We start from the raw sequence: 25,932 nt of genomic DNA on the forward strand, positions 1-25,932 counted from the left end.
ATTCAAGATGGCTACTGGAAAAATTGTCCAGGTAATCGGCGCCGTGGTTGACGTCGAATTCCCTCAGGATGCCGTACCGCGCGTGTACGATGCTCTTGAGGTTATGAATGGTAACGAGAGCCTGGTGCTGGAAGTTCAGCAGCAGCTCGGTGGTGGTATCGTCCGTACCATCGCCATGGGTTCTTCCGACGGTCTGCGTCGTGGTCTGGATGTTAAAGACCTCGAGCACCCAATCGAAGTCCCAGTAGGTAAAGCAACGCTCGGTCGTATCATGAACGTACTGGGCCAGCCTATCGACATGAAAGGCGATATCGGTGAAGAAGACCGTTGGGCTATTCACCGTGCAGCACCTTCCTACGAAGAGCTGTCCAGCTCTCAGGAACTGCTGGAAACCGGCATCAAAGTAATGGACCTGATTTGTCCGTTCGCGAAGGGTGGTAAAGTTGGTCTGTTCGGTGGTGCCGGTGTAGGCAAAACCGTAAACATGATGGAGCTTATCCGTAACATCGCTATCGAACACTCCGGTTACTCCGTATTTGCGGGCGTGGGTGAACGTACTCGTGAGGGTAACGACTTCTACCACGAGATGACCGATTCCAACGTACTGGATAAAGTATCCCTGGTTTACGGCCAGATGAACGAGCCACCGGGAAACCGTCTGCGCGTTGCTCTGACCGGTCTGACCATGGCTGAGAAATTCCGTGACGAAGGTCGTGACGTACTGCTGTTCGTCGATAACATTTATCGTTATACCCTGGCCGGTACAGAAGTATCTGCACTGCTGGGTCGTATGCCTTCTGCGGTAGGTTATCAGCCGACTCTGGCCGAAGAGATGGGCGTTCTTCAGGAACGTATCACTTCAACCAAAACCGGTTCTATCACCTCCGTTCAGGCGGTATACGTACCTGCGGATGACTTGACTGACCCATCTCCAGCCACCACCTTTGCTCACCTGGATGCAACCGTGGTACTGAGCCGTCAGATCGCGTCTCTGGGTATCTACCCAGCCGTTGACCCGCTGGATTCCACCAGCCGTCAGCTGGATCCACTGGTTGTTGGCCAGGAACACTACGACACCGCGCGTGGCGTTCAGTCCATCCTGCAGCGTTACCAGGAATTGAAAGACATCATCGCAATCCTGGGTATGGATGAGCTTTCCGAAGAAGATAAACTGGTTGTAGCACGTGCGCGTAAGATCCAGCGCTTCCTGTCTCAGCCATTCTTCGTAGCAGAAGTCTTCACCGGTTCTCCGGGCAAGTTCGTCTCGCTGAAAGATACCATCCGTGGCTTTAAAGGCATCATGGACGGCGAGTATGACCATCTGCCAGAGCAGGCGTTCTACATGGTTGGCACTATCGACGAAGCTGTCGAGAAAGCTAAAAAACTTTAACGCCTTAATCGGAGGGTGACATGGCAATGACTTATCACCTGGATGTCGTCAGCGCGGAGAGCCAAATGTTCTCCGGTCTGGTCGAAAAGATCCAGGTAACGGGTAGCGAAGGTGAGCTGGGTATTTACCCGGGTCACGCCCCGCTGCTCACCGCCATTAAGCCTGGTATGATTCGCATCGTGAAGCAGCACGGACATGAAGAGTTCATCTACTTGTCCGGCGGTGTGTTGGAAGTGCAGCCAGGTAACGTAACCGTACTGGCTGACACTGCCATCCGCGGCCAGGATCTCGACCAAGCGCGAGCTCTGGAAGCGAAACGCAAAGCGGAAGAGCACATTAAGAGCTCTCACGGCGACGTGGATTACGCTCAGGCGTCTGCGGAACTGGCCAAAGCGATCGCCAAACTGCGCGTTATCGAGTTGACCAAAAAAGCGATGTAACACCGGCTTGAAAGCATAAAAGCCAGTCTGGTTTTCCAGGCTGGCTTTTTTATTGGGTGGTACTCTGATGTAATCCTTAAGTGTGATAAGTGTCACATAAATGTTGCATCGTTCAAAAACCCGGCGTAGACTTTGTTTTGTGAGTTAGATCACATAACAATGCATGCTATGCAGGAATCAACATGAAACGCTTTCATAAAATCATCGCAATGTTCAGCAATCTGAGCTTCTAATCCTCTGATTTGTTGCACAAAAAGAATAAAAGAAGGTCGCCGAAAGGCGGCCTTTTTGTTTTCCAGCTCAACAACATTCTTGATTCATGTGTCAAAAGAACAATCAAAGCAGCAACATAGCGTCTAATCTTCGGATATTGGGTCTTTTTTTCGAGACAAACCGCGCTACGATAGCTGAAAATAGTGTCATAAAACCCATTTAAGCTTTCACGTGGCTAATTTCTCCTCACTTCATTTCATGATGAAAAATATGTAGAAATTTCAATGTGAAAGGGTTTAACTTCTCACTCAAATAACTGTCAGGATGCGTATGTCAAACAGTGCGATGAGCGTGGTTATCCTTGCCGCTGGCAAAGGAACTCGCATGTATTCCGATCTCCCGAAAGTGTTGCATACACTGGCGGGCAAGCCGATGGTTCAGCATGTGATTGATGCAGCTGATGAATTAGGTGCATCTCAGGTTCACCTGGTCTACGGACACGGTGGTGAACTGCTGAAACAAACCCTCAGCGAAGGCAACCTGAATTGGGTGCTTCAGGCCGAACAGCTCGGCACCGGGCACGCAATGCAGCAGGCGGCGCCGTTCTTCGGCGATGATGAAGACATCATGATGCTGTACGGCGACGTGCCGCTTATCTCTGTTGAAACGCTTGAGCGTCTGCGTGCGGCGAAACCGCAGGGTGGAATTGGTCTGCTGACCGTTAAGCTTGATGACCCAACCGGTTACGGGCGAATCACCCGTGAAAATGGTCAGGTGACCGGGATTGTCGAGCACAAAGATGCGACCGATGCACAGCGTGAAATTCAGGAGATCAATACCGGGATCCTGATTGCCGGTGGCGCGGACCTCAAACGTTGGCTGGGCAAGCTCGAGAACAACAACGCCCAGGGCGAGTTCTACATCACCGATATCATCGCCATGGCGTACCAGGAAGGGCGCGAAATTGCTGCCGTTCACCCGGCTCGCTTAAGCGAAGTGGAGGGCGTGAACAACCGTCTGCAGCTTTCCCGTCTGGAACGTGTGTACCAAAGCGAGCAGGCTGAAAAGTTGCTGCTGGCTGGTGTCATGCTGCGAGACCCACAGCGTTTTGACCTGCGCGGCAGCGTCACTCACGGGCGCGACGTTTCAATCGATACTAACGTTATCCTTGAGGGCAACGTCACGCTCGGCCATCGCGTAAAAATTGGCGCGGGCTGTGTGATTAAAAATAGCGTGATCGGCGACGACTGCGAAATCAGCCCGTACAGCGTGGTGGAAGATGCTCAACTGCATGCCGCTTGCACCATAGGCCCGTTCGCGCGTCTGCGTCCAGGTGCTGAACTGTTGGAAGGCGCACACGTTGGCAACTTCGTTGAAATGAAAAAAGCGCGTCTGGGCAAAGGCTCCAAAGCCGGCCATCTGAGCTATCTCGGCGACGCTGAAATTGGCGATAACGTAAATATTGGCGCAGGCACCATCACCTGTAACTACGATGGCGCGAACAAATTCAAAACCATCATCGGCGATGATGTGTTTGTTGGTTCCGACTCTCAGCTGGTGGCCCCGGTCAGCATCGGCAAAGGCGTGACGATTGCCGCCGGAACCACAGTGACCCGCGACGTGGCTGATAACGAACTGGTCTTAAGCCGTGTACCGCAGGTGCATAAGCAAGGCTGGCAGCGCCCGGTGAAGAAGAAGTAATACAAGCGGCGGGTGGTGTACATCGCTAACCCGCCCTACGATTTTGTAGGCCTGACAAGGCGAAGCCGTCATCAGGCAGACAGGGGTTGAGGAGATAACATAATCTCCCGCCCACCAGCAGTAACCAAAACTATAACCCCACTCTCTACAAGGCTCGGGGCTCCGGTAAAAACCGGAAATACAGGTCAGCGACAACGCATGGCATCGTGCCATATCAGGAAATCTAACTATGTGTGGAATTGTTGGCGCAGTCGCGCAGCGTGATATTGCTGAAATCCTTCTCGAAGGGCTTCGTCGTCTGGAATACCGCGGTTATGACTCTGCCGGACTGGCAGTGGTCGACAACGAGGGGCATCTGACCCGTCTGCGTCGCCTCGGTAAAGTAAACATGCTGTCTCAGGCCGCGGAAGATCAGCCGCTGCACGGCGGCACGGGTATCGCGCACACGCGCTGGGCGACCCATGGCGAGCCGTCAGAAGGCAACGCCCATCCTCATGTTTCCGATCATATCGTCGTGGTGCATAACGGCATCATCGAAAACCACGAACCGCTGCGCGAACTGCTCCAGTCTCGCGGCTACGTGTTCGTCTCTGAAACCGACACCGAAGTGATTGCTCACCTCGTACACTGGGAACTGGAGCAGGGCGGAACGCTGCGTGAAGCCGTGCTGCGCGCTATCCCGCAACTGCGCGGCGCGTACGGCACCGTGATCATGGATACCCGCGATCCACACACCCTGCTGGCAGCCCGTTCAGGTAGCCCACTGGTGATTGGCCTGGGCATGGGTGAAAACTTCATTGCCTCCGACCAGCTGGCACTGTTGCCAGTTACTCGCCGTTTCATCTTCCTCGAAGAAGGTGATATCGCAGAAGTGACGCGTCGCAGCGTGACCGTGTTTGCTAAATCCGGCGAGCAGGTAAAACGCCCGGACATCGAATCTAATTTGCAGTACGACGCCGGTGATAAAGGCATTTACCGCCACTACATGCAAAAAGAGATCTACGAGCAGCCGAACGCGATCAAAAATACTCTGACCGGGCGCATCAGCCACGGACAGGTCGATCTCAGCGAGCTGGGACCGAACGCCAACGAAATGCTGGCCAACGTTGAGCACATTCAGATTGTGGCCTGCGGCACGTCTTACAACTCAGGTATGGTGTCGCGCTACTGGTTTGAATCGCTGGCAGGCGTGCCGTGCGATGTCGAAATCGCCTCGGAATTCCGCTATCGCAAATCCGCGGTACGCCGCAACAGCCTGATGATTACCCTCTCCCAGTCTGGCGAGACGGCGGATACCCTGGCGGCGCTGCGTTTGTCAAAAGAGCTGGGCTATCTGGGCTCTCTCGCGATTTGTAACGTGGCGGGTTCCTCGCTGGTGCGTGAATCCGATCTGGCGCTGATGACCAACGCGGGCACTGAAATCGGTGTGGCATCCACCAAAGCGTTCACTACGCAGCTGACCGTTCTGCTGATGCTGGTGGCTAAACTGGCAAATCTGAAAGGTCAGGACGCAGCGATTGAGCAGGATATCGTGCACGGTTTGCAGGCGCTGCCGAGCCGTATCGAGCAAATGCTCTCGCAGGACAAACGCATCGAAGCGCTGGCGGAGGATTTCTCCGACAAGCATCACGCGCTGTTCCTGGGGCGTGGTGATCAGTACCCTATTGCCCTCGAAGGCGCACTGAAGCTGAAAGAGATCTCCTACATTCATGCGGAAGCGTATGCGGCAGGTGAACTCAAGCACGGTCCGCTGGCGCTGATCGACGCGGATATGCCGGTTATCGTGGTGGCACCGAATAACGAACTGCTGGAAAAACTGAAATCCAACATCGAAGAAGTCCGCGCCCGCGGTGGCGTGCTGTATGTCTTCGCCGATCGGGATGCCGGTTTCAACAGCAGCGATAACATGCACATCATCGAAATGCCGCATGTGGAAGAGGTTATCGCGCCAATCTTCTACACCGTGCCGTTGCAACTGCTGGCCTATCACGTGGCGCTGATCAAAGGCACCGACGTTGACCAGCCGCGTAACCTGGCAAAATCGGTTACCGTCGAGTAATCCCCGAAAACCCTGCTCCCGCAGGGTTTTTTCCTTCTCTATTTCACCGTCATAAACATGACAATCTGTCATATTCAGCTAACGTTTGCAGTGTCATAAAAAGAAAATTTTACTGACAAGGCAATGTCACAAACAAAGCTAATGCTTTGATTATTAATCTAAAATACTCAAATATTTACGCTAAATTTTCAGCGTAATAAAACTGTCATATTTCGTACATTTAACTGTCACCTGTTTGTCCTATTTTGCTCAACGTAGCCACTTAAACAACGATTTACGAAATCTGCAGGAGACATTATGAAAGTTATGCGTACCACTGTCGCAACTGTTGTCGCCGCGACCTTATCGATGAGCGCTTTCTCTGCGTTTGCAGCAGCAAGCCTGACAGGTGCTGGTGCAACCTTCCCGGCGCCGGTGTATGCCAAATGGGCGGATACCTACCAGAAAGAGACCGGTAACAAGGTCAACTATCAGGGTATCGGTTCCTCCGGCGGTGTGAAGCAGATTACTGCCAACACTGTGGATTTCGGTGCTTCCGATGCGCCACTGACGGATGAAAAACTCTCTCAGGAAGGCCTGTTCCAGTTCCCGACCGTTATCGGTGGCGTCGTTTTGGCGGTTAACCTGCCAGGCTTCAAATCCGGTGAGCTGGTGCTCGACGGTAAAACCCTCGGCGATATCTACCTCGGTAAAATCAAGAAGTGGGATGACGAAGCGATTACTAAGCTGAACCCAGGCAAGAAACTGCCTTCTCAGAACATCGCTGTCGTTCGTCGTGCAGACGGTTCCGGTACCTCGTACGTGTTCACCAGCTACCTGTCTAAAGTGAACGATGAGTGGAAATCGAAAATCGGTGCAGGCTCTACGGTTAACTGGCCGACCGGTCTGGGCGGTAAAGGCAATGACGGCATCGCCGCCTTCGTTCAGCGTCTTCCAGGCTCAATCGGCTACGTAGAATACGCTTACGCTAAGCAGAACAACCTGGCGTATACCAAACTGATTTCCGCTGACGGTAAGTCCGTAAGCCCGACCGAAGAGAGCTTTGCCAACGCCGCTAAAGGCGCTGACTGGAGCAAATCCTTCGCTCAGGACCTGACTAATCAGAAAGGCGACGACGTGTGGCCAATCACCTCTACTACCTTCATTCTGGTTCACAAAGATCAGAAGAAACCAGAGCAGGGTGTTGAAGTGCTGAAGTTCTTCGACTGGGCCTACAAAAATGGCGCCAAAGAAGCTAACGCACTGGATTACGCTTCACTGCCGGACAGTGTGGTTGAGCAGGTACGTGCTGCATGGAAAACCAACGTAAAAGATAGCAGCGGTAAAGCGCTGTATTAATTAGGTATACTGACGAAAATGGCGGGTGGCGCGAGCTTCCCGCCCTCATTCGTAAAGATGTGATTAACTGAAGAGTAATTTATGGCTGCAACCAAGCCTGCATTTAACCCACCGGGTAAAAAGGGTGACATCATTTTCGGCGTGCTGGTAAAACTGGCGGCGCTGATTGTGCTATTGATGCTGGGCGGCATTATTGTTTCCCTGATCATTTCTTCCTGGCCGAGCATCCAGAAATTTGGTTTCTCCTTCCTGTGGACTAAAGAATGGGATGCACCGAATGATATCTACGGTGCGCTGGTGCCCATTTATGGCACGATCGTGACCTCCGTTATCGCGCTGCTGATTGCCGTTCCGGTGAGTTTCGGTATCGCCCTGTTCCTGACGGAGTTGGCACCAAATTGGCTGAAGCGCCCGCTGGGTATCGCGATTGAACTGTTAGCCGCTATCCCGAGTATCGTTTACGGCATGTGGGGCCTGTTTATCTTTGCCCCGCTGTTTGCGACCTACTTCCAGGAGCCGGTGGGCAACGTACTGTCTACCATTCCCTTCGTTGGCGCCCTGTTCTCTGGCCCGGCGTTCGGTATCGGCCTGCTGGCCGCGGGGGTTATCCTCGCCATCATGATTATTCCTTACATCGCCGCAGTGATGCGTGATGTGTTCGAACAAACCCCGGTGATGATGAAAGAGTCGGCCTACGGCATCGGCTGCACCACCTGGGAAGTTATCTGGCGTATCGTTCTACCGTTCACCAAAAATGGTGTAATTGGTGGAGTGATGCTTGGCCTGGGTCGCGCGCTGGGTGAAACGATGGCGGTAACGTTCATCATCGGTAACACCTACCAGCTCGACAGCGCGTCGTTGTATATGCCGGGCAACAGCATTACCTCAGCTCTCGCCAATGAGTTCGCTGAAGCGGAATCCGGGCTGCACGTCTCGGCGTTGATGGAACTCGGCCTGATCCTGTTTGTTATCACCTTTATCGTTCTGGCCATTTCCAAACTGATGGTTAAACGCCTCGCGAAAAACGAGGGGGCACGCTAATGGCAACTTTAGAAATGCAAACCACGCCGGAGCTCATCGAGTCTCGACGCAAAATGCAGGCGCGTCGTCGATTCAAAAATCGCATTGCGCTGACGCTGTCGATGGGAACCATGGTGTTTGGCCTGTTCTGGCTGGTGTGGATCCTGTTCTCGACGGTCACGCGTGGGATTGACGGGATGTCGCTGGCGCTGTTCACCGAAATGACGCCGCCGCCGAACACGGCGGGCGGTGGTCTGGCGAATGCTCTGGCCGGTAGCGGCTTGCTTATCCTGTGGTCGACCGTGCTCGGGACGCCGCTGGGCATCATGGCGGGAATTTGGCTGGCGGAGTATGGCCGCAAATCCTGGCTTGCCGAAGTGATCCGCTTCATCAACGACATTCTGCTTTCCGCACCGTCTATCGTTGTTGGCCTGTTCGTCTACACCATCGTTGTGGCGAAGATGCAGCACTTCTCCGGTTGGGCTGGCGTCATTGCGCTGGCGCTGCTGCAGGTGCCGATTGTCATTCGTACCACCGAGAACATGCTTAAACTGGTTCCGGATAGCCTGCGTGAAGCGGCGTATGCGCTGGGCACGCCGAAGTGGAAAATGATTTCCGCCATCACGCTGAAAGCGTCGATTTCCGGGATCATGACCGGCGTCCTGCTGGCTGTCGCACGTATCGCTGGCGAAACCGCACCGCTGCTGTTTACCGCGCTCTCGAACCAGTTCTGGAGCACCGACATGATGCAGCCGATTGCCAACCTGCCGGTGACCATATTCAAATTTGCCATGAGCCCATTTGCCGAATGGCAACAGCTGGCCTGGGCCGGGGTGCTGATCATTACCCTGTGCGTACTGTTGCTTAACATTCTGGCGCGCGTCATTTTCGCGAAGCAGAAACACGGTTAAATTTTTGCGGTGCGGCCCCGTGCGGCACCGGATGAGGAAGAGATTGAGATGAGTATGGTGAATACCGCCCCGGGAAAAATTGCTGTTCGCGATTTGAACTTTTACTACGGCAAATTCCATGCCCTGAAGAACATCAACCTGGATATTGCCAAGAACCAGGTCACCGCGTTTATCGGCCCGTCAGGGTGTGGTAAATCGACCCTGCTGCGCACGTTCAACAAAATGTTTGAGCTGTATCCAGAGCAGCGTGCGGAAGGTGAAATTTTACTGGATGGCGACAACATTCTGACCAATACCCAGGATATCGCCCTGTTGCGCGCCAAAGTCGGCATGGTGTTCCAGAAGCCGACACCATTCCCAATGTCGATTTATGACAACATCGCCTTCGGTGTACGTCTGTTTGAAAAGCTGTCACGTGCCGATATGGACGAGCGTGTGCAGTGGGCGCTGACCAAAGCCGCATTGTGGAACGAAACCAAAGATAAGCTGCACCAGAGCGGGTACTCTCTCTCCGGTGGTCAGCAGCAGCGTCTGTGCATCGCGCGTGGTATCGCTATTCGCCCGGAAGTCTTGCTGCTCGATGAGCCGTGTTCTGCGCTGGACCCGATTTCTACCGGGCGCATTGAAGAACTCATCACCGAACTGAAGCAGGATTACACCGTGGTTATCGTGACCCATAACATGCAGCAGGCGGCGCGTTGCTCCGACCACACGGCGTTTATGTATCTTGGCGAATTGATTGAATTCAGCAATACCGACGATCTGTTTACCAAGCCTGCGAAGAAACAAACTGAAGACTACATTACTGGCCGCTACGGTTGATTTGCCCTTCATCTTTCAGGCTGTATCCGCGTTGGCTGCCTTTACTTACCCCGGTCACGTAGCTATCTACGCTCTCGGGGATGCGTGCAGTTGCCGCCTTGCTACAGTCAGAAATCTTTTGGGCAATTGGAGGAACAATGGACAACCTAAACCTTAATAAACACATTTCCGGCCAGTTCAACGCAGAGCTGGAGCATATCCGCACGCAGGTGATGACCATGGGCGGGCTGGTGGAAAAGCAACTTTCTGACGCCATCACCGCGATGCACAATCAGGATCAGGATCTGGCCAAACGCGTTATCGACGGCGACAAACAGGTCAACATGATGGAAGTGGCCATCGACGAAGCCTGTGTGCGTATCATCGCCAAACGTCAGCCAACCGCCAGCGATCTGCGTCTGGTGATGGCTATTATCAAGACCATTGCCGAGCTGGAACGTATTGGCGACGTGGCGGACAAAATTTGCCGCACCGCGCTGGAGAAGTTCTCGCAGCAGCATCAGCCCCTGTTGGTGAGCCTCGAGTCTTTGGGCCGTCATACCGTGCAAATGCTGCACGACGTGCTCGATGCGTTCGCGCGCATGGACCTGGATGAAGCGGTGCGTATCTATCGCGAAGATAAAAAGGTCGATCAGGAGTACGAAGGCATTGTGCGTCAGTTGATGACCTACATGATGGAAGATTCCCGCACCATTCCAAGCGTGCTGACCGCGCTGTTCTGTGCCCGCTCAATCGAGCGTATCGGCGACCGTTGCCAGAACATTTGCGAATACATCTTTTATTTCGTGAAAGGACAGGATTTTCGTCACGTGGGTGGCGACGAGCTGGATAAACTGCTGGCGGGTAAAGACCCGAAAGAGTGAGTTTTCTGCCCTGACCTCTCCCCACACAGGAGAGGTCAGAATACAGCGAGATTAGCGTGTAATCTCCCAGCCTCGCGCTTTCCACAACCCCGGTAATTCCTCCAGCGAGGAAAAGGTCGTCACTTTCGGATGGTCGATCGGCTGATTATGCGGATCGGCGCAGAAGTAAAAGACCTCCATCCCCGCCGCCACGCCGGACATTGCGCCCGCGCTCGAATCATCCACCAGCACGCAGTTCACCGGATCCACATTCATCGCTTTCGCCGCGTGGTACATCAACGCCGGATCGGGCTTCCAGGCCTGAATGTCATACCCACTGAACAGTTTGTCTGGGAAATGATGCAGCAAACCCGTGTTCCCCAGCGAATGTTGCATTTTGCTCACCGGGCCGTTGGAGACGATGCACATCGGCACCGTCATCGCGTCCAGCAAATCATTCGCGCCAGCTATGACTTCCAGCTCGCTGTCGAACAGCCGTGCAACTTCGGCACGATACACCGGTTCCAGCGTCTCTTTCACCAGATTCACACCGTGTTCGGCGTTAATGGTGTCGATAATCTCGTACAGCTTCACGCCTTTAAAACGCTTAAAAATCGTTTCAAGCTCAAGAGTGATGCCGAATTCCCGGAACATGTGGACATATGCCCGGGAGCAAATCACTTCACTGTCGACGAGCGTGCCATCGCAGTCGAAAAATACCGCCTCAATACTGGACATGCCGTTTCCTGTTGTCACAAGTTTAACGTTTACGTAATACAATTTGCCCCACGCAATCGTTGCCGTATAAGCAAAATCAATGAAAAAAAATGTGTCGTACACCTCCCTATTGTCGCATTTTGGTATAGGATAGCGACGAATTTTCCCCTCCTTAGTTTGGAACCAGAAGATGAGCCAACAACAAAACACCCAGACGTCGGGTCAGGGTCTGCTTCAGCGCGTGTTTAAACTGCGCGAGCACGGAACGACGGCACGCACAGAAGTGATTGCCGGTTGTACAACGTTCCTGACGATGGTGTACATCGTTTTTGTGAACCCGCAAATTCTGGGTGCCGCGGGCATGGATACCAGTGCGGTCTTCGTTACCACCTGTCTTATCGCCGCACTTGGCAGCATCCTGATGGGGCTGTTTGCTAACTTGCCGGTTGCGCTGGCACCCGCGATGGGCCTGAACGCCTTCTTCGCGTTTGTCGTGGTCGGCGCGATGGGCCTGACGTGGCAAGTGGGCATGGGCGCGATTTTCTGGGGCGCGATTGGTTTGCTGTTGCTGACCATTTTCCGGGTACGCTACTGGATGATTGCCAATATCCCAATGAGCCTGCGCGTGGGGATCACCAGCGGTATCGGCCTGTTCATTGGCATGATGGGCCTGAAAAATGCGGGCGTGATTGTCGCCAACAAAGACACGCTGGTGTCTATCGGCCACTTGACGTCTCACAGCGTGCTGCTGGGCATTCTCGGCTTCTTCATCATTGCGATTCTGGCTTCCCGTAACATTCATGCGGCGGTGCTGGTTTCCATCGTAGTGACCACCTTGCTGGGTTGGGCGCTGGGCGATGTTCACTATTCGGGTATCGTTTCGACGCCACCGGATGTGACGTCTGTTATCGGTCATGTTGATCTGGCGGGTTCCTTTAACATCGGCCTGGCAGGTGTGATTTTCTCCTTCATGCTGGTCAACCTGTTTGACTCCTCCGGCACCCTGATTGGCGTGACTGACAAAGCGGGCCTGACCGATGAAAACGGTAAATTCCCGCGCATGAAGCAGGCGCTGTTCGTTGACAGTATTTCTTCTGTTGCCGGCGCGTTTATCGGTACTTCCTCCGTTACCGCGTACATTGAATCCTCATCAGGCGTGTCCGTTGGCGGCCGTACCGGTCTGACGGCAGTCGTTGTCGGTCTGCTGTTCCTGCTGGTTATTTTCCTGTCGCCGCTGGCTGGCATGGTGCCGCCGTACGCTGCTGCAGGCGCACTGATTTATGTCGGCGTATTGATGACGTCCAGCCTCGCCCGCGTTAAGTGGGATGACCTGACCGAAGCCGTTCCCGCGTTTATTACTGCGGTGATGATGCCGTTCAGCTTCTCGATTACCGAAGGGATAGCGCTGGGCTTTATCTCTTACTGCGTGATGAAAATCGGTACCGGACGTTTCCGCGACCTTAGCCCGTGCGTCATCGCTGTTGCGGTGCTGTTCGTCCTGAAGATTGTGTTTATCGACTGATAAACAGCAAACAGGTAAATGTAAAACGGCAACCTAAGGGTTGCCGTTTTTAGTTTGCGTACCCGCCCCAGTGGGAGGGAGCATCAGGTTGCGCTCATCTGATTTACTTTTTCACCCGCTGAATATAATCCCCGAAGGCGGTCAACTGACCTGTCAGATGGTCGAGCGTGCTCTGATCAATCACTTCACCCGTTTGCGGGTCGACCTTGTTCTGAATCACCCCGCCCATAAACTCCGGTTTGTTCATTACCATCGCATCAAGGAATACCAGAATCTGACGCAGATGATACTGGCAACGTGCACCGCCAATCGCGCCCATAGAGCTGGTCTGGATCAGCACCGGCTTCCCGGCCAGCGGTTGTTCTGGCAGACGTGACAGCCAGTCGATAGCATTTTTCAGACCGCCAGGCACGGAGTAGTTATACTCTGGCGTCACAATCACCACGCCGTCAGCCTCACGAATCTGCGCCGCGAGCGCTTCTACGTTCTGCGGAAAACCTTCCTCTTGCTGAACGTCGGCATCGTACAGCGGAATATCACCAATCGACGGCAGGGCGGAAATCGCCATGCCCGCCGGGGCGATGTTTGGCAGGGTGCGCGCCACCATACCGTTAAATGAATTTTTGCGCAGGCTTCCCAGTAATGTCACCACTTTCAACGCATCAGACATGATTACTCCTTTAGTTTTCATCATGATAAGTTAGTTCAGTATAAGTGCTTTTTCCGCAGGCAGACTGGTAAAACGCATCAGGCGTGCCGCGGGTTCGCTGGCGCGGATTTGCATATCCGGCAGGCCGCGCCAGCCGGCGTTGCTGTCGAACTCCCAGACCTTCAGTCGTTCAATCGCAGGCGTTGCGGCAATGGACCACACCAGCACATCTTCTGCATCGCAAATGGCTTCTATTTGTAGCATTTTGGCGGCCCGCAGGCGGCCAGAACCCGGCAGGAGTTGAAGCAACTGTTGCGAATCATGTTGAGTTTCGCCGGTCAGCTTGAGAACGCTCTGGCGCAAGGCCAGCAGCTGCGCTCGTGCTTCGTTGGGATCGTTTTGGTTTTTGATCCACAGCGATTCATTATTGCTGAAAGGGTAATTTTCGGGTGCGCTGGGGCGGTTAAAACTGCGGGTCGTACGCTGCAGCTCCATGTCCAGGCCGCATTCGCCTTCGGTGGTCAGCGCTACACCGACGATATTTCCGGCATAGGCGATGGAGAAATGCGGTTGTTTGCTGTCGCGAAACATCGGTTTGCCATCGGGGCGCAAAACCATTTCGGGAAGTTCGCTGATGCCGTAAAGCATAAACAGCAGCTCTGCGAGCAGCGCCCGGGAGGCTAAATAACGCGCCCGGCGATGCTGAGGCAGTTGTCGTGCCGCGTTGTGACAGGACGAAGAAAGTCGCACTGAGTGCAGATGCCCGTCGGTAAGGATCCCTCTTGCGAAGTGCGTTGCCATTATGTCGCTCCGTGATTAATGGTCATGAGTTCGGAAAGATAACCCTATTATTACCCAGGATGATGAGGTTTTAATGTGGAATAACGACGCTGAAAAGCCATCGGCCAGCATACTTACATTTCTTTAGGCGCAATAGTCTGTGAGTTCACAAAATTAGGGCCTAACCACTGAGAAAACCGGATTGAAAAGCATCACCGTAGAGCTGCTTAATCATCGATTTTAGCCAGATTATCTTGGGATTATGACCGTTGCGCTTATGCCACATCAGCGTAAAGGGCACCATCACTTTTTGCAGCTGCGCGTCATCAAAGGGGATGGGGTACTTCATCCAGCAACGGCAGGTGATCTTCGCGAAGATAGAGCCGCGGTACATCGGTGAACAGTACTTCAAAATCGATAAGCCATGGCAAAAGGCTGAGCGATTCCCACGAACGCGGATGGCTCTCCCGACCGGCTGGCGTCCGGCTTTATCCGCAATACGACCGGCCAGCAGCATGGCCGCGGCCATTCCTGCTAAATAGACCGAAAACGCGATGTGCAGTTGGGCTTCTGTAGCGGACAGATCCACCGCAATGCGGGGCAGACCGACGAGATACATATCGATCCCAGAGGGATAAAGTAGAACAAGAGCGAAACTGCAGAACAGAAAGCGGGCCATAAGTACCTCACACGGAAATTCCGGCGAGCATACGGGGCTTTGAGGAGGGACACGAGTTGCCATTTGGACAACGGTGTTTACCTTAATGGAAAAACCCACCGGATGCGGTGGGTTTTGAATAAGCCGTTCTTCGCCAGGCGGCGCTTATTTTCCGATACAGAAGCTCGAGAAAATACGGCCCAGCAGGTCATCGGAGGTAAATTCCCCGGTGATTTCGCTCAACGCCTGCTGCGAAAGACGCAGCTCTTCGGCCAGCAGTTCACCCGCCCAGGCGCCCAGTAGTTGGGCTTTACCCTGTTGCAGATGTTCAGCCGCCGTTTCCAGCGCCTGCAAATGACGACGACGGGCGAGGAAGCCGCCTTCCATGTTAGTGTCGAAGCCCATGCTCTGCTTGAGATGATTGCGCAGAATGTCCACTCCCTCTCCCTGACGTGCAGAAAGACGAACCAGTGAGTGACTGTTCACCTCGCTTAGACCGATCGCTTCACCAGTGATATCCGCTTTATTGCGCACCACGGTTATTGGCAGATTCGCAGGCAAACGGGCGATAAAGTCCGGCCAGATTTCTGCCGGATCGACGGCGCTGGTGGTGGTGCTGTCGACCATAAACAGCACCCGGTCGGCCTGCTCGATTTCCTGCCAGGCACGCTCAATACCAATGCGCTCAACTTCATCGCTGGCATCGCGCAGCCCGGCGGTGTCGATAATGTGCAGCGGCATCCCGTCGATATGAATGTGTTCGCGTAACACGTCGCGAGTGGTGCCCGCGATATCAGTAACAATCGCAGCTTCGCGGCCGGCCAGTGCGTTCAGCAGGCTCGATTTACCGGCGTTTGGACGCCCGGCGATGACCACTTTCATACCTTCTCGCAGCAGGCTGCCCTGACGCGCCTCGGCACGTACGGCGTCGAGATCGCCGATAACGGTGTTGAGCTGTGCTTCGATTTTGCCGTCGGAGAGGAAATCAATTTCTTCATCCGGGAAATCGATCGCCGCTTCGACGTAAATGCGCAGATGGGTCAACGCTTCCACCAGATGATTCACGCGCGCCGAGAACGCACCCTGCAGCGAGTTCATCGCGGAACGTGCCGCCTGTTCGGAGCTAGCGTCGATCAGGTCGGCAATCGCTTCGGCCTGGGCCAGGTCGAGCTTATCGTTGAGAAATGCGCGTTCGGAAAACTCACCCGGGTTGGCAATGCGCACGCCGGGCAGCGTCAGAATACGTTTGAGCAGCAAGTCGAGGATAACCGGGCCGCCGTGTCCCTGAAGCTCCAGCACGTCTTCCCCGGTAAAGGAGTTCGGCCCCGGAAACCATAAGGCGATACCCTGATCCAGCGTCGCGCCTTCGACATCGCGAAAAGGCAGGTAATCGGCGTAGCGCGGCTTCGGCAGCTTGCCCAATACCGCCTGTGCAACGTCGCGTGCCTTCAGGCCAGATATACGCAGGATACCCACGCCGCCGCGTCCTGGCGGTGTGGCCTGGGCAACAATCGTGTCGTTATGGTTCATGGTTAGTCTCTTTCAATACCTAATAAAAAAGGCGGTCATCTGACCGCCTTCCATTTTAGCGAACGCCTACCGAATCAGGATTTTTTCTTTTCGCGGCTATGCAGACCACGTTTTTCCAGGCCACGGTAAATCAGCTGCTGCTGGATAATCGTCACCAGGTTGCTGACGATATAGTACAGCACCAGACCTGACGGGAACCACAGGAAGAACGCGGTGAAGATGACCGGCATGAAGGTCATGATCTTCTGCTGCATCGGGTCGGTCACGGTGGTCGGCGACATCTTCTGGATGAAGAACATCGTTACGCCCATCAGGATCGGCAGGATGTAGTACGGGTCCTGTGCGGACAAGTCATGGATCCACAGTGCAAACGGCGCATGACGCAGTTCAACGGAGCCCATCAGCATGTAGTACAGCGCAAGGAAGATTGGCATCTGGATAACCAGAGGGAAGCAGCCGCCGAGCGGGTTTACTTTCTCTGCTTTATACAGGGCCATCATTTCCTGGCTCTGACGTTGTTTGTCATCGCCCAGACGCTCACGCATCGCCGCAATTTTCGGCTGCAGCATACGCATCTTCGCCATGGAGGTGTACTGCGCTTTGGTCAGCGGGTACATGATGCCACGAACGATAAAGGTGATAACGATAATGGAGAAGCCCCAGTTACCGAGGAAGCTGTGGATAAATTTCAACAGCTTGAACAGCGGCTGAGAAATGAACCACAACCAGCCATAGTCAACGCTCAAGTCCAGGTGTGGTGCAACGGCAGCCATTTTGTCCTGAATTTCCGGGCCAACCCACAGGGTGCTGGCAAGGTTTGCCGCCTGACCTGGCTGAACCAGAACTGGCTGAGACTTATACCCAATAGCAGCAATGCCGTTACCGAGGTTAGTCGTGTAGAAGTTGTTCGAACCGTCGTTGTTCGGTACCCATGCGGTAGCAAAGTACTGCTGCAGCATCGCAACCCAACCGCCTTTAGAACTGATGTTCAGGTTTTCGTTATCGGCGATTTTGTCGAACTTATACTTCTCATACTTCTCGTCTGGCGTGGAGTAAGCCGCGCCGCGGAAAGTATGCATGGTGGACAGACCGCCGCCTTTAGTATCAAGTGCCGGTGGCAGATTGATAGACTGTTTCAGCTGGCCGAAGGTGGAGACTTCCAGTGGTTTCTCACCGGCGTTCTTCACGTTGTAGCCCACGTTCACCGCATATCCACCGCGTTTCAGGGTGAAGGTTTTGGTGAAGGTGTTGCCGGCTTTATCGGTATAAGTCAGCGGAATAGTCAGTTCATTCTGCCCATCAGCCAGAACAAACGCATCTTTATCAATGTTGTACAGTGGACGTGCACCGTTAGCAGGGTTATCCGGGCCATCACGACCGGTCAGACCGCTCTGTGCCTGATAGATAAAGTCCGATGAGGTGTCCAGTAACTTAAACGGCTCGTTAGAATTCTGCGTTTTCGGATAAGTTAACAGCAGTGCCTGCTCAACATCACCCCCACGGGTGTTGATGACGAGTTCAAGCACGTCGGTTTTCACCGTAATCAGTTTTCCCTGGCCACTGGCCGGAACGCCCTGGTCGGCGGCGCTGCCCGCGGCGGTGGTCGTAGTCTGCGTAATCTGCTGCTGAGGCTGAGGATTTTTATCCTGCTCCCATGCCTGCCAGATCATGAAAGACACGAACAACAAAGCGATGATAAGAAGATTGCGTTGCGAATCCATCGTTAGTGTTCTCTGGTATTTGTTGGTCCTGGTGGGACGGGATCGTCACCACCCGGGTGTAAAGGGTGGCATTTTAATACGCGTTTCACCGTCAACCAACTGCCTTTTAATACTCCAAACCTGCGCAATGCCTCAATTCCGTATTGTGAACAGGTGGGAGTGAAACGACAGTGTGGCCCGAGTAGCGGACTAATCAGGCGTTGATAGACCCGGATAAGGGCTATCAGGACCCGTGAGCCAGGCGACAGTGACGGCGCCATAATTTTTCCAACGCTTCCGTGATTGCCCGGTTGTCGAGGTCTGCAACCCCTTTCTTAACTAACACCACGAAATCCATAGCGGGAAGTTCATGCTGACGTAAACGGAAGCTCTCACGCGTCAGACGTTTAATCCGATTGCGTTCATGGGCGCGTTTAACGTTTTTCTTGGCGACAGTAAGACCGATGCGGGGATGCCCCAGCGAATTTAGGCGGCCGAGGATGGTGATTTGCGGCGTGCCAGCCCGTTGCGGCTGCTGGAAGACGAATGTGAAATGATTGGGAGTTAACAAGCGTAACTCCCTGGGAAAAGCTAGCTTAACCACTCAGGGGTTAGCTTTATTACTTGGAAACGGTCAGACGAGAACGGCATTTAGCACGACGACGTGCCAGAACCTGACGACCATTTTTAGTAGCCATACGAGCACGGAAGCCGTGTGAACGGTTGCGCTTCAGTACAGACGGTTGAAAAGTGCGTTTCATGGCGATTTCTACCTAAACTTGAATAAATTCACTGACTTTTGCGTGTACCCGAACGAGTTTCGAACGACTTCCGCTTCAGTGTGGGTGATTAAAGAGGCCGGATTGTAATAATTGTACACTCCGGAGTCAATTCTCTTTACCTTATTTCCCGCGTATTTCCGCACGATTTCGCGTGCAAAATGACCGGCAACGGTCCGCGTTAGCGAGTAACACGCACCGGGTGGAGGATTATAAAGCCTGGCAATTAAAGCGCAAGGATCGCCCGGGATCTTTATTAGATCGATTAAGCAAAAAATTGTCGCGACTCATTAATTTTTCCAATATGCGGGTGAAATCGCCCCTCACTCTGGCCAGGATCGATTACACTTAGCCGGTCTCGATCTTCCCTGTGGATAAATCGGGAAGAATCTGTGAGAAACAGGAGATCTCTGGCGCAGTTTAGGCTATGATCCGCGGTCCCGATCGTGATCCTGGATCCTGACCGGAGTAACAACCGCTGATAGCGGTTCGCACGTCACCCCACCGACCTGTGGGCTGTCCGACGTGTGTCAACAATCATTAATTCTGTTTCACCCTTATTTGTTCGATTGGAGTCCGCCGTGTCACTTTCGCTTTGGCAGCAGTGTCTTGCCCGATTGCAGGATGAGTTACCAGCCACAGAATTCAGCATGTGGATCCGCCCATTGCAGGCGGAGCTGAGCGATAACACGCTGGCATTGTATGCACCAAATCGTTTTGTGCTTGATTGGGTAAGGGATAAATACCTCAATAATATCAATGGACTGTTGAATGATTTCTGCGGTACCGACGCCCCGCAACTGCGGTTTGAAGTGGGCGCCAGGCCTGCCACGCAGGTCGCGAGAGAAACCGCGCAGGTTGCCGTTCAGGCACATGCTCAGCAGGTACATGCACCGCGTGCCATTCCTCAGGCGCGCCAGGGCTGGGATAACGTTCCCGCGCCGGCAGAACCGTCCTATCGCTCCAACGTAAACGTAAAGCACACATTCGATAACTTCGTTGAAGGTAAATCGAACCAGTTAGCGCGTGCTGCGGCGCGTCAGGTGGCAGATAACCCTGGCGGCGCATACAACCCATTGTTCCTTTATGGCGGTACGGGTCTCGGTAAAACGCACCTGTTACACGCTGTCGGTAACGGTATTATTGCCCGTAAACCGAACGCCAAAGTGGTGTACATGCACTCCGAGCGTTTTGTTCAGGACATGGTCAAAGCCCTGCAGAACAACGCCATCGAAGAGTTCAAACGTTACTACCGTTCCGTTGATGCCCTGCTAATAGATGATATTCAGTTCTTTGCTAATAAAGAACGATCCCAGGAAGAGTTCTTCCACACATTCAATGCCCTGCTGGAAGGGAATCAACAGATAATCCTGACGTCCGATCGCTATCCTAAAGAGATCAACGGCGTTGAAGATCGTCTGAAGTCCCGTTTTGGCTGGGGGTTAACCGTTGCGATCGAGCCACCTGAGCTTGAAACGCGCGTGGCGATCCTGATGAAAAAGGCCGACGAGAACGACATTCGTCTGCCGGGCGAAGTGGCGTTCTTTATTGCCAAGCGCCTGCGTTCCAACGTGCGTGAACTTGAAGGCGCACTGAACCGCGTTATCGCCAATGCCAATTTTACCGGCCGTGCCATTACCATTGATTTCGTGCGTGAAGCGCTGCGCGATCTGCTGGCGCTGCAGGAAAAACTGGTCACCATCGACAATATTCAGAAGACGGTGGCGGAGTACTATAAGATCAAAGTGGCAGATTTGCTGTCCAAGCGTCGTTCCCGCTCTGTGGCGCGTCCGCGCCAGATGGCGATGGCGCTGGCCAAGGAACTCACCAACCACAGCCTGCCGGAAATTGGCGATGCGTTTGGTGGCCGCGACCACACGACCGTGCTGCATGCGTGCCGCAAGATCGAGCAGTTGCGTGAAGAAAGCCATGACATCAAAGAAGATTTCTCCAACTTAATCAGAACATTATCTTCGTGACGCTATGAAATTTACCGTTGAACGTGAACATTTATTAAAACCGCTGCAGCAGGTAAGTGGCCCATTAGGTGGTCGCCCAACGTTGCCGATTTTGGGTAATTTACTGCTGCAGGTTGCAGACGGTTCCTTGTCATTGACCGGAACCGACCTTGAAATGGAAATGGTCGCACGCGTCGCGCTGCTTCAGCCGCACGAGCCGGGCGCCACCACCGTGCCTGCGCGCAAGTTCTTCGATATTTGCCGTGGCTTGCCAGAAGGGGCTGAAATTGCCGTACAGCTTGAGGGTGACCGCATGTTGGTGCGCTCTGGCCGTAGCCGTTTCTCTCTTTCTACGCTGCCTGCTGCCGATTTCCCGAACCTCGACGACTGGCAAAGCGAAGTGGAATTCACCGTGGTTCAGGCGACGATGAAACGCCTGATTGAAGCGACCCAGTTTTCCATGGCGCATCAGGACGTTCGCTACTACTTAAACGGCATGCTGTTCGAAACCGAAGGTGAAGAACTGCGTACCGTCGCGACCGACGGCCACCGTCTGGCGGTCTGCTCGATGCCTATCGGTGAAACGTTGCCGAATCATTCGGTGATCGTACCGCGTAAAGGCGTTATCGAGTTGATGCGTATGCTCGATGGCGGCGACAACCCGATGCGTGTACAGATTGGCAGCAACAACATCCGTGCGCACGTGGGCGATTTCATCTTCACCTCTAAACTGGTGGATGGTCGTTTTCCGGACTACCGGCGCGTGTTGCCGAAAAACCCGGACAAACATCTCGATGCGGGCTGTGACATTCTCAAGCAGGCGTTTGCCCGTGCGGCAATTCTCTCGAACGAGAAATTCCGCGGTGTGCGTCTGTATGTCAGCGAAAATCAGCTGAAAATCACCGCTAACAACCCGGAGCAGGAAGAAGCAGAAGAAATTCTGGACGTTACCTACGCCGGGACCGAGATGGAAATCGGCTTCAACGTCAGCTACGTACTGGATGTGCTCAATGCACTGAAATGCGAAAACGTCCGAATTCTGCTGACCGACTCCGTATCTAGCGTGCAGATTGAAGATGCAGCCAGCCAAAGCGCGGCTTACGTTGTTATGCCAATGAGATTGTAATATTTGAAAAGGGGCTGGTTTACTTGCCATTTCGCCTCCCGGCAGTGCTCGAAATGCTCACGTACTTCGTGTACGCTCCGCTTTCTGCGCGCTGGCGGTAGACGAACTGACTGCGCCACACACGCCCCTGGGCTAATGTACTGAGATATGTCACTGACGCGCTTGCTTATCAAAGATTTCCGCAACATCGAAAGCGCGGATCTTGCTTTATCTCCTGGCTTTAACTTTCTGGTCGGCGCCAACGGCAGTGGCAAAACCAGCGTACTGGAAGCCATCTACACGCTCGGCCACGGTCGGGCGTTTCGCAGTTTGCAACCAGGCCGCGTTATTCGCCACGAGCAGGAATCGTTCATCTTACATGGACGCCTGCAGGGCCAGGAGCGCGAGATCTCGATTGGCCTCACCAAAGACAAACAGGGCGACAGCAAAGTTCGCATCGACGGCACTGACGGTCACAAGGTGGCCGAACTGGCGCTGCTGATGCCGATGCAGCTCATCACCCCCGAAGGGTTTACTTTACTCAACGGCGGCCCCAAATACAGAAGAGCCTTCCTCGATTGGGGATGCTTTCACAACGAAGCCGGTTTCTTTACCGCCTGGAGCAATCTCAAGCGTTTGCTGAAACAGCGTAACGCTGCATTGCGTCAGGTAACCCGCTACGCGCAGCTGCGTCCGTGGGACATGGAACTTATCCCGCTGGCCGAGCAAATCAGTCAATGGCGAGCGGAATACAGTGCGGGTATCGCCGAAGATATGGCGGATACCTGCAAACAGTTTCTTCCTGAATTCAGTCTCACTTTTTCTTTCCAGCGCGGCTGGGAAAAAGAGACCGACTATTCAGAGGTGCTTGAACGGAATTTCGAGCGCGACCGAATGCTGACCTACACCGCCCACGGCCCGCACAAAGCGGATTTCCGCATACGTGCCGATGGCGCACCGGTGGAGGACACACTGTCGCGCGGGCAGCTCAAACTGCTGATGTGCGCCTTACGTCTGGCGCAAGGTGAGTTTCTGACCCGTGAAAGCGGGCGGCGCTGCCTGTACCTCATAGATGATTTTGCCTCTGAACTTGATGACGAGCGCCGCGGTCTGCTGGCAAGCAGGCTCAAAGCGACTGAGTCGCAGGTTTTTGTCAGCGCTATTAGCGCTGAACACGTAATGGACATGTCGGACAAAAATTCGAAGATGTTCAGCGTGGAAAAAGGTAAAATAACGGATTAACCCAAGTTTAAATGAGCGAGAAACGTTGATGTCGAATTCTTATGACTCCTCCAGTATCAAAGTCCTGAAAGGGCTGGATGCGGTGCGTAAGCGCCCGGGTATGTATATCGGCGACACGGATGACGGTACCGGTCTGCACCACATGGTATTCGAGGTTGTGGATAACGCTATCGACGAAGCGCTCGCGGGTCACTGTAAAGACATCGTTGTCACTATCCACGCCGATAATTCCGTTTCCGTAACGGATGATGGCCGTGGTATTCCGACCGGCATTCACCCGGAAGAGGGTGTTTCTGCGGCGGAAGTGATCATGACTGTTCTGCACGCAGGCGGTAAATTCGATGACAACTCTTATAAAGTGTCCGGTGGTCTGCACGGCGTGGGCGTTTCAGTTGTAAACGCCCTGTCGCAGAAGCTGGAACTGGTGATTCGCCGCGAAGGCAAAGTTCACCACCAGATTTATGTCCACGGTGTGCCACAGGCTCCGTTGGCGGTGACCGGTGATACCGATGTGACCGGGACCCAGGTGCGTTTCTGGCCAAGCCACGAAACCTTCACCAACGTGACTGATTTTGAATATGAAATTCTGGCTAAGCGTCTGCGCGAGCTATCGTTCCTGAACTCCGGCGTTTCTATCCGCCTGCGCGACAAGCGTGACGGCAAAGAAGATCATTTCCACTACGAAGGCGGTATCAAAGCGTTCGTTGAATATCTGAACAAAAATAAAACGCCAATTCACCCGCATATCTTCTATTTCTCCACCGAGAAAGACGGTATTGGCGTTGAAGTTGCGCTGCAGTGGAACGATGGTTTCCAGGAAAACATCTACTGCTTTACCAACAACATTCCACAGCGCGATGGCGGTACTCACCTTGTCGGTTTCCGTACGGCGATGACCCGTACGCTGAACGCTTACATGGACAAAGAAGGCTACAGCAAAAAAGCCAAAGTCAGCGCCACCGGTGATGATGCCCGTGAAGGCCTGATTGCCGTTGTTTCCGTGAAAGTACCCGATCCGAAATTCTCTTCGCAGACCAAAGACAAACTGGTTTCTTCCGAAGTGAAGACTGCGGTTGAGCAGCAGATGAACGAATTGCTGGCAGAATACCTGCTGGAAAACCCGTCTGATGCAAAAATCGTTGTTGGCAAAATTATCGATGCGGCACGTGCTCGAGAAGCGGCGCGTAGAGCCCGTGAAATGACCCGTCGTAAAGGCGCGCTGGACTTAGCAGGCCTGCCGGGCAAACTGGCGGATTGCCAGGAACGCGACCCGGCGCTGTCCGAACTGTACCTCGTGGAAGGGGACTCCGCGGGCGGCTCTGCTAAGCAGGGGCGTAACCGTAAGAACCAGGCGATTCTGCCGCTGAAGGGTAAAATCCTCAACGTTGAGAAAGCCCGCTTCGACAAAATGCTCTCCTCGCAGGAAGTGGCAACGCTTATCACTGCGCTGGGCTGCGGCATTGGTCGTGACGAATATAACCCGGACAAACTGCGCTATCACAGCATCATCATCATGACCGATGCCGATGTCGATGGCTCGCACATCCGTACGCTGCTGTTGACCTTCTTCTATCGTCAGATGCCTGAAATCGTAGAGCGCGGCCACGTGTATATCGCCCAGCCGCCGCTGTACAAAGTGAAAAAAGGCAAGCAGGAACAGTACATTAAAGACGACGAAGCGATGGATCAGTATCAGATTTCTATCGCGCTTGATGGTGCAACCCTGCACACTAACGCCAGTGCACCGGCGCTGGCTGGCGAAGCGCTGGAAAAACTGGTGGCAGAATTCAACGCTGCACAGAAAATGATTGTCCGTATGGAACGTCGCTTCCCGCGTTCACTGCTGAAAGAGTTGGTGTATCAGCCAACGCTGGTTGAAGCCGATCTCAGCGATGAACAAAAAGTGACGCGTTGGGTAAATCAGCTGATTACTCAGCTGAACGAAGATGAGCAGCACGGCAGCATGTGGAAGTTTGATGTTCGTGAGAACACTGAGCAGCATCTGTTTGAGCCAATCATCCGCGTGCGTACTCATGGTGTGGACACTGATTACCCGCTGGATCAGGAGTTTGTGACCGGTGGTGAATACCGTCGTCTGTACACGCTCGGTGAGAAGCTGCGCGGTCTGATTGAAGAAGACGCGTTCATCGAACGTGGCGAACGCCGTCAGCCGATTACCAGCTTCGAACAGGCGCTGGAATGGCTGGTGAAAGAGTCCCGTCGTGGTCTGTCTATTCAGCGTTATAAAGGCCTGGGTGAAATGAACCCGGATCAGCTGTGGGAAACCACCATGGATCCAGAAAGCCGCCGTATGCTGCGCGTGACCGTCAAAGATGCAATCGCTGCCGACCAGCTGTTCACTACTCTGATGGGTGATGCTGTTGAACCGCGTCGTGCATTTATCGAAGAAAACGCCCTGAAAGCGGCGAACATCGATATCTAAGTAAGGTGTTCCCGGTGGCGTTAACGTTTTCCGGGGCGACAAATTACGTAAGCCCGGTGAGCGCTAGCGCCACCGGGCTTTTTATTGCTGCAAAAGAGGAATTCCCGCCTCGA

The 25,932-nt window shown here is 53.8% G+C and carries 23 protein-coding genes and 2 pseudogenes; 14 read left to right on the forward strand and 11 right to left on the reverse strand.

All coding sequences use genetic code 11. From position 1 onward, the window contains the following. Positions 1-7: 7 nt before the first annotated feature. The 9 genes from atpD to phoU all read left to right on the forward strand — a co-directional run bounded on the left by atpD (position 8) and on the right by phoU (position 10,757). A complete protein-coding gene (atpD, locus tag MUU51_RS09910; RefSeq protein ID WP_159768837.1) occupies positions 8-1,390 on the forward strand; it encodes a F0F1 ATP synthase subunit beta in 1,383 nt (460 codons plus the stop codon). Between the two features lie 20 nt (positions 1,391-1,410). Further along, the gene (locus MUU51_RS09915; RefSeq protein WP_159756815.1) at positions 1,411-1,830 is read left to right on the forward strand and encodes a F0F1 ATP synthase subunit epsilon; all 420 of its coding nucleotides are present in this window, start codon (positions 1,411-1,413) and stop codon (positions 1,828-1,830) included. A 543-nt stretch (positions 1,831-2,373) separates the two neighbouring features. Next, a complete protein-coding gene (glmU, locus tag MUU51_RS09920) occupies positions 2,374-3,744 on the forward strand; it encodes a bifunctional UDP-N-acetylglucosamine diphosphorylase/glucosamine-1-phosphate N-acetyltransferase GlmU (protein ID WP_159768840.1) in 1,371 nt (456 codons plus the stop codon). Between the two features lie 229 nt (positions 3,745-3,973). Next, positions 3,974-5,803: a glutamine--fructose-6-phosphate transaminase (isomerizing) gene (glmS, locus tag MUU51_RS09925; protein ID WP_159768843.1), complete on the forward strand. Its 1,830-nt coding sequence runs from the start codon at positions 3,974-3,976 to the stop codon at positions 5,801-5,803. A gap of 297 nt (positions 5,804-6,100) precedes the next feature. Further along, the gene (pstS, locus tag MUU51_RS09930) at positions 6,101-7,141 is read left to right on the forward strand and encodes a phosphate ABC transporter substrate-binding protein PstS (protein WP_159768846.1); all 1,041 of its coding nucleotides are present in this window, start codon (positions 6,101-6,103) and stop codon (positions 7,139-7,141) included. Between the two features lie 81 nt (positions 7,142-7,222). Continuing rightward, a complete protein-coding gene (pstC, locus tag MUU51_RS09935; RefSeq protein WP_110512433.1) occupies positions 7,223-8,182 on the forward strand; it encodes a phosphate ABC transporter permease PstC in 960 nt (319 codons plus the stop codon). Next, positions 8,182-9,072: a phosphate ABC transporter permease PstA gene (gene pstA, locus MUU51_RS09940; protein ID WP_159768849.1), complete on the forward strand. Its 891-nt coding sequence runs from the start codon at positions 8,182-8,184 to the stop codon at positions 9,070-9,072. Before pstC ends, pstA begins: the two co-directional genes overlap by 1 nt. Positions 9,073-9,120: 48 nt before the next feature. Next, positions 9,121-9,894 (forward strand): phosphate ABC transporter ATP-binding protein PstB, encoded by a 774-nt coding sequence (pstB, locus tag MUU51_RS09945; RefSeq protein WP_110512435.1) that lies wholly within the window; start codon positions 9,121-9,123, stop codon positions 9,892-9,894. 137 nt (positions 9,895-10,031) lie between these two features. Further along, positions 10,032-10,757, forward strand: coding sequence for a phosphate signaling complex protein PhoU (phoU, locus tag MUU51_RS09950; RefSeq protein ID WP_159768852.1), 726 nt, complete (start codon positions 10,032-10,034; stop codon positions 10,755-10,757). Positions 10,758-10,808: 51 nt separating this feature from the next. Here the strand turns inward: phoU and yieH are convergent, their stop codons facing one another. Further along, positions 10,809-11,474, reverse strand: a complete 666-nt coding sequence (yieH, locus tag MUU51_RS09955; protein ID WP_159768855.1) for a 6-phosphogluconate phosphatase — start codon at positions 11,472-11,474, stop codon at positions 10,809-10,811. Positions 11,475-11,643: 169 nt separating this feature from the next. Between yieH and MUU51_RS09960 the strand changes: the two genes are divergently transcribed. Then, positions 11,644-12,975, forward strand: a complete 1,332-nt coding sequence (locus tag MUU51_RS09960) for an NCS2 family permease (protein ID WP_159768858.1) — start codon at positions 11,644-11,646, stop codon at positions 12,973-12,975. 103 nt (positions 12,976-13,078) lie between these two features. Here MUU51_RS09960 and MUU51_RS09965 read toward each other — a convergent pair whose 3' ends face one another. From MUU51_RS09965 to MUU51_RS22250, 10 genes and pseudogenes are all read right to left on the reverse strand, one after another. Next, a complete protein-coding gene (locus MUU51_RS09965; protein ID WP_159768861.1) occupies positions 13,079-13,645 on the reverse strand; it encodes an NADPH-dependent FMN reductase in 567 nt (188 codons plus the stop codon). Positions 13,646-13,675: 30 nt separating this feature from the next. Continuing rightward, a complete protein-coding gene (locus MUU51_RS09970; RefSeq protein ID WP_258967682.1) occupies positions 13,676-14,425 on the reverse strand; it encodes a 4'-phosphopantetheinyl transferase family protein in 750 nt (249 codons plus the stop codon). 160 nt (positions 14,426-14,585) lie between these two features. Continuing rightward, positions 14,586-14,880: pseudogene (locus MUU51_RS22305) on the reverse strand (hypothetical protein); the annotation flags it as partial. Beyond that, positions 14,874-15,083: pseudogene (locus tag MUU51_RS09980) on the reverse strand (multidrug transporter subunit MdtL); the annotation flags it as partial. The pseudogenes MUU51_RS09980 and MUU51_RS22305, both read right to left, overlap by 7 nt. A gap of 144 nt (positions 15,084-15,227) precedes the next feature. After that, complete coding sequence (gene mnmE, locus MUU51_RS09985) at positions 15,228-16,592, reverse strand: tRNA uridine-5-carboxymethylaminomethyl(34) synthesis GTPase MnmE (RefSeq protein ID WP_258967683.1); 1,365 nt, start codon at positions 16,590-16,592, stop codon at positions 15,228-15,230. Between the two features lie 74 nt (positions 16,593-16,666). Continuing rightward, the gene (gene yidC / locus MUU51_RS09990; protein ID WP_110510395.1) at positions 16,667-18,313 is read right to left on the reverse strand and encodes a membrane protein insertase YidC; all 1,647 of its coding nucleotides are present in this window, start codon (positions 18,311-18,313) and stop codon (positions 16,667-16,669) included. A 2-nt stretch (positions 18,314-18,315) separates the two neighbouring features. Then, positions 18,316-18,573, reverse strand: a complete 258-nt coding sequence (gene yidD / locus MUU51_RS09995) for a membrane protein insertion efficiency factor YidD (protein WP_110510394.1) — start codon at positions 18,571-18,573, stop codon at positions 18,316-18,318. Beyond that, positions 18,537-18,896, reverse strand: a complete 360-nt coding sequence (gene rnpA / locus MUU51_RS10000) for a ribonuclease P protein component (protein ID WP_110510393.1) — start codon at positions 18,894-18,896, stop codon at positions 18,537-18,539. The genes yidD and rnpA overlap by 37 nt, the downstream gene beginning before the upstream one ends. A gap of 16 nt (positions 18,897-18,912) precedes the next feature. Beyond that, positions 18,913-19,053, reverse strand: coding sequence for a 50S ribosomal protein L34 (rpmH, locus tag MUU51_RS10005; RefSeq protein WP_110510392.1), 141 nt, complete (start codon positions 19,051-19,053; stop codon positions 18,913-18,915). Between the two features lie 228 nt (positions 19,054-19,281). Further along, entirely contained in the window at positions 19,282-19,362 is an 81-nt protein-coding gene (locus MUU51_RS22250) for a hypothetical protein (protein WP_445326611.1), read from the reverse strand. A gap of 290 nt (positions 19,363-19,652) precedes the next feature. Here MUU51_RS22250 and dnaA point away from each other — a divergent pair, with 290 nt between their 5' ends. The 4 genes from dnaA (at position 19,653) to gyrB (ending at position 25,819) form a co-directional block, all read left to right on the forward strand. After that, entirely contained in the window at positions 19,653-21,050 is a 1,398-nt protein-coding gene (gene dnaA / locus MUU51_RS10010) for a chromosomal replication initiator protein DnaA (protein ID WP_258967684.1), read from the forward strand. A gap of 4 nt (positions 21,051-21,054) precedes the next feature. Then, the gene (dnaN, locus tag MUU51_RS10015) at positions 21,055-22,155 is read left to right on the forward strand and encodes a DNA polymerase III subunit beta (RefSeq protein ID WP_159756859.1); all 1,101 of its coding nucleotides are present in this window, start codon (positions 21,055-21,057) and stop codon (positions 22,153-22,155) included. A gap of 147 nt (positions 22,156-22,302) precedes the next feature. Then, the gene (gene recF / locus MUU51_RS10020; RefSeq protein ID WP_159768873.1) at positions 22,303-23,376 is read left to right on the forward strand and encodes a DNA replication/repair protein RecF; all 1,074 of its coding nucleotides are present in this window, start codon (positions 22,303-22,305) and stop codon (positions 23,374-23,376) included. Positions 23,377-23,404: 28 nt separating this feature from the next. Beyond that, on the forward strand, positions 23,405-25,819 hold the full coding sequence (gyrB, locus tag MUU51_RS10025; RefSeq protein WP_159768876.1) for a DNA topoisomerase (ATP-hydrolyzing) subunit B: 2,415 nt from the start codon (positions 23,405-23,407) through the stop codon (positions 25,817-25,819). Positions 25,820-25,932: the final 113 nt, after the last annotated feature.

The sequence above is a fragment of the Scandinavium manionii genome, assembly GCF_024764775.1.
In the GTDB taxonomy this organism is placed as follows: Bacteria; Pseudomonadota; Gammaproteobacteria; order Enterobacterales; family Enterobacteriaceae; genus Scandinavium; species Scandinavium manionii.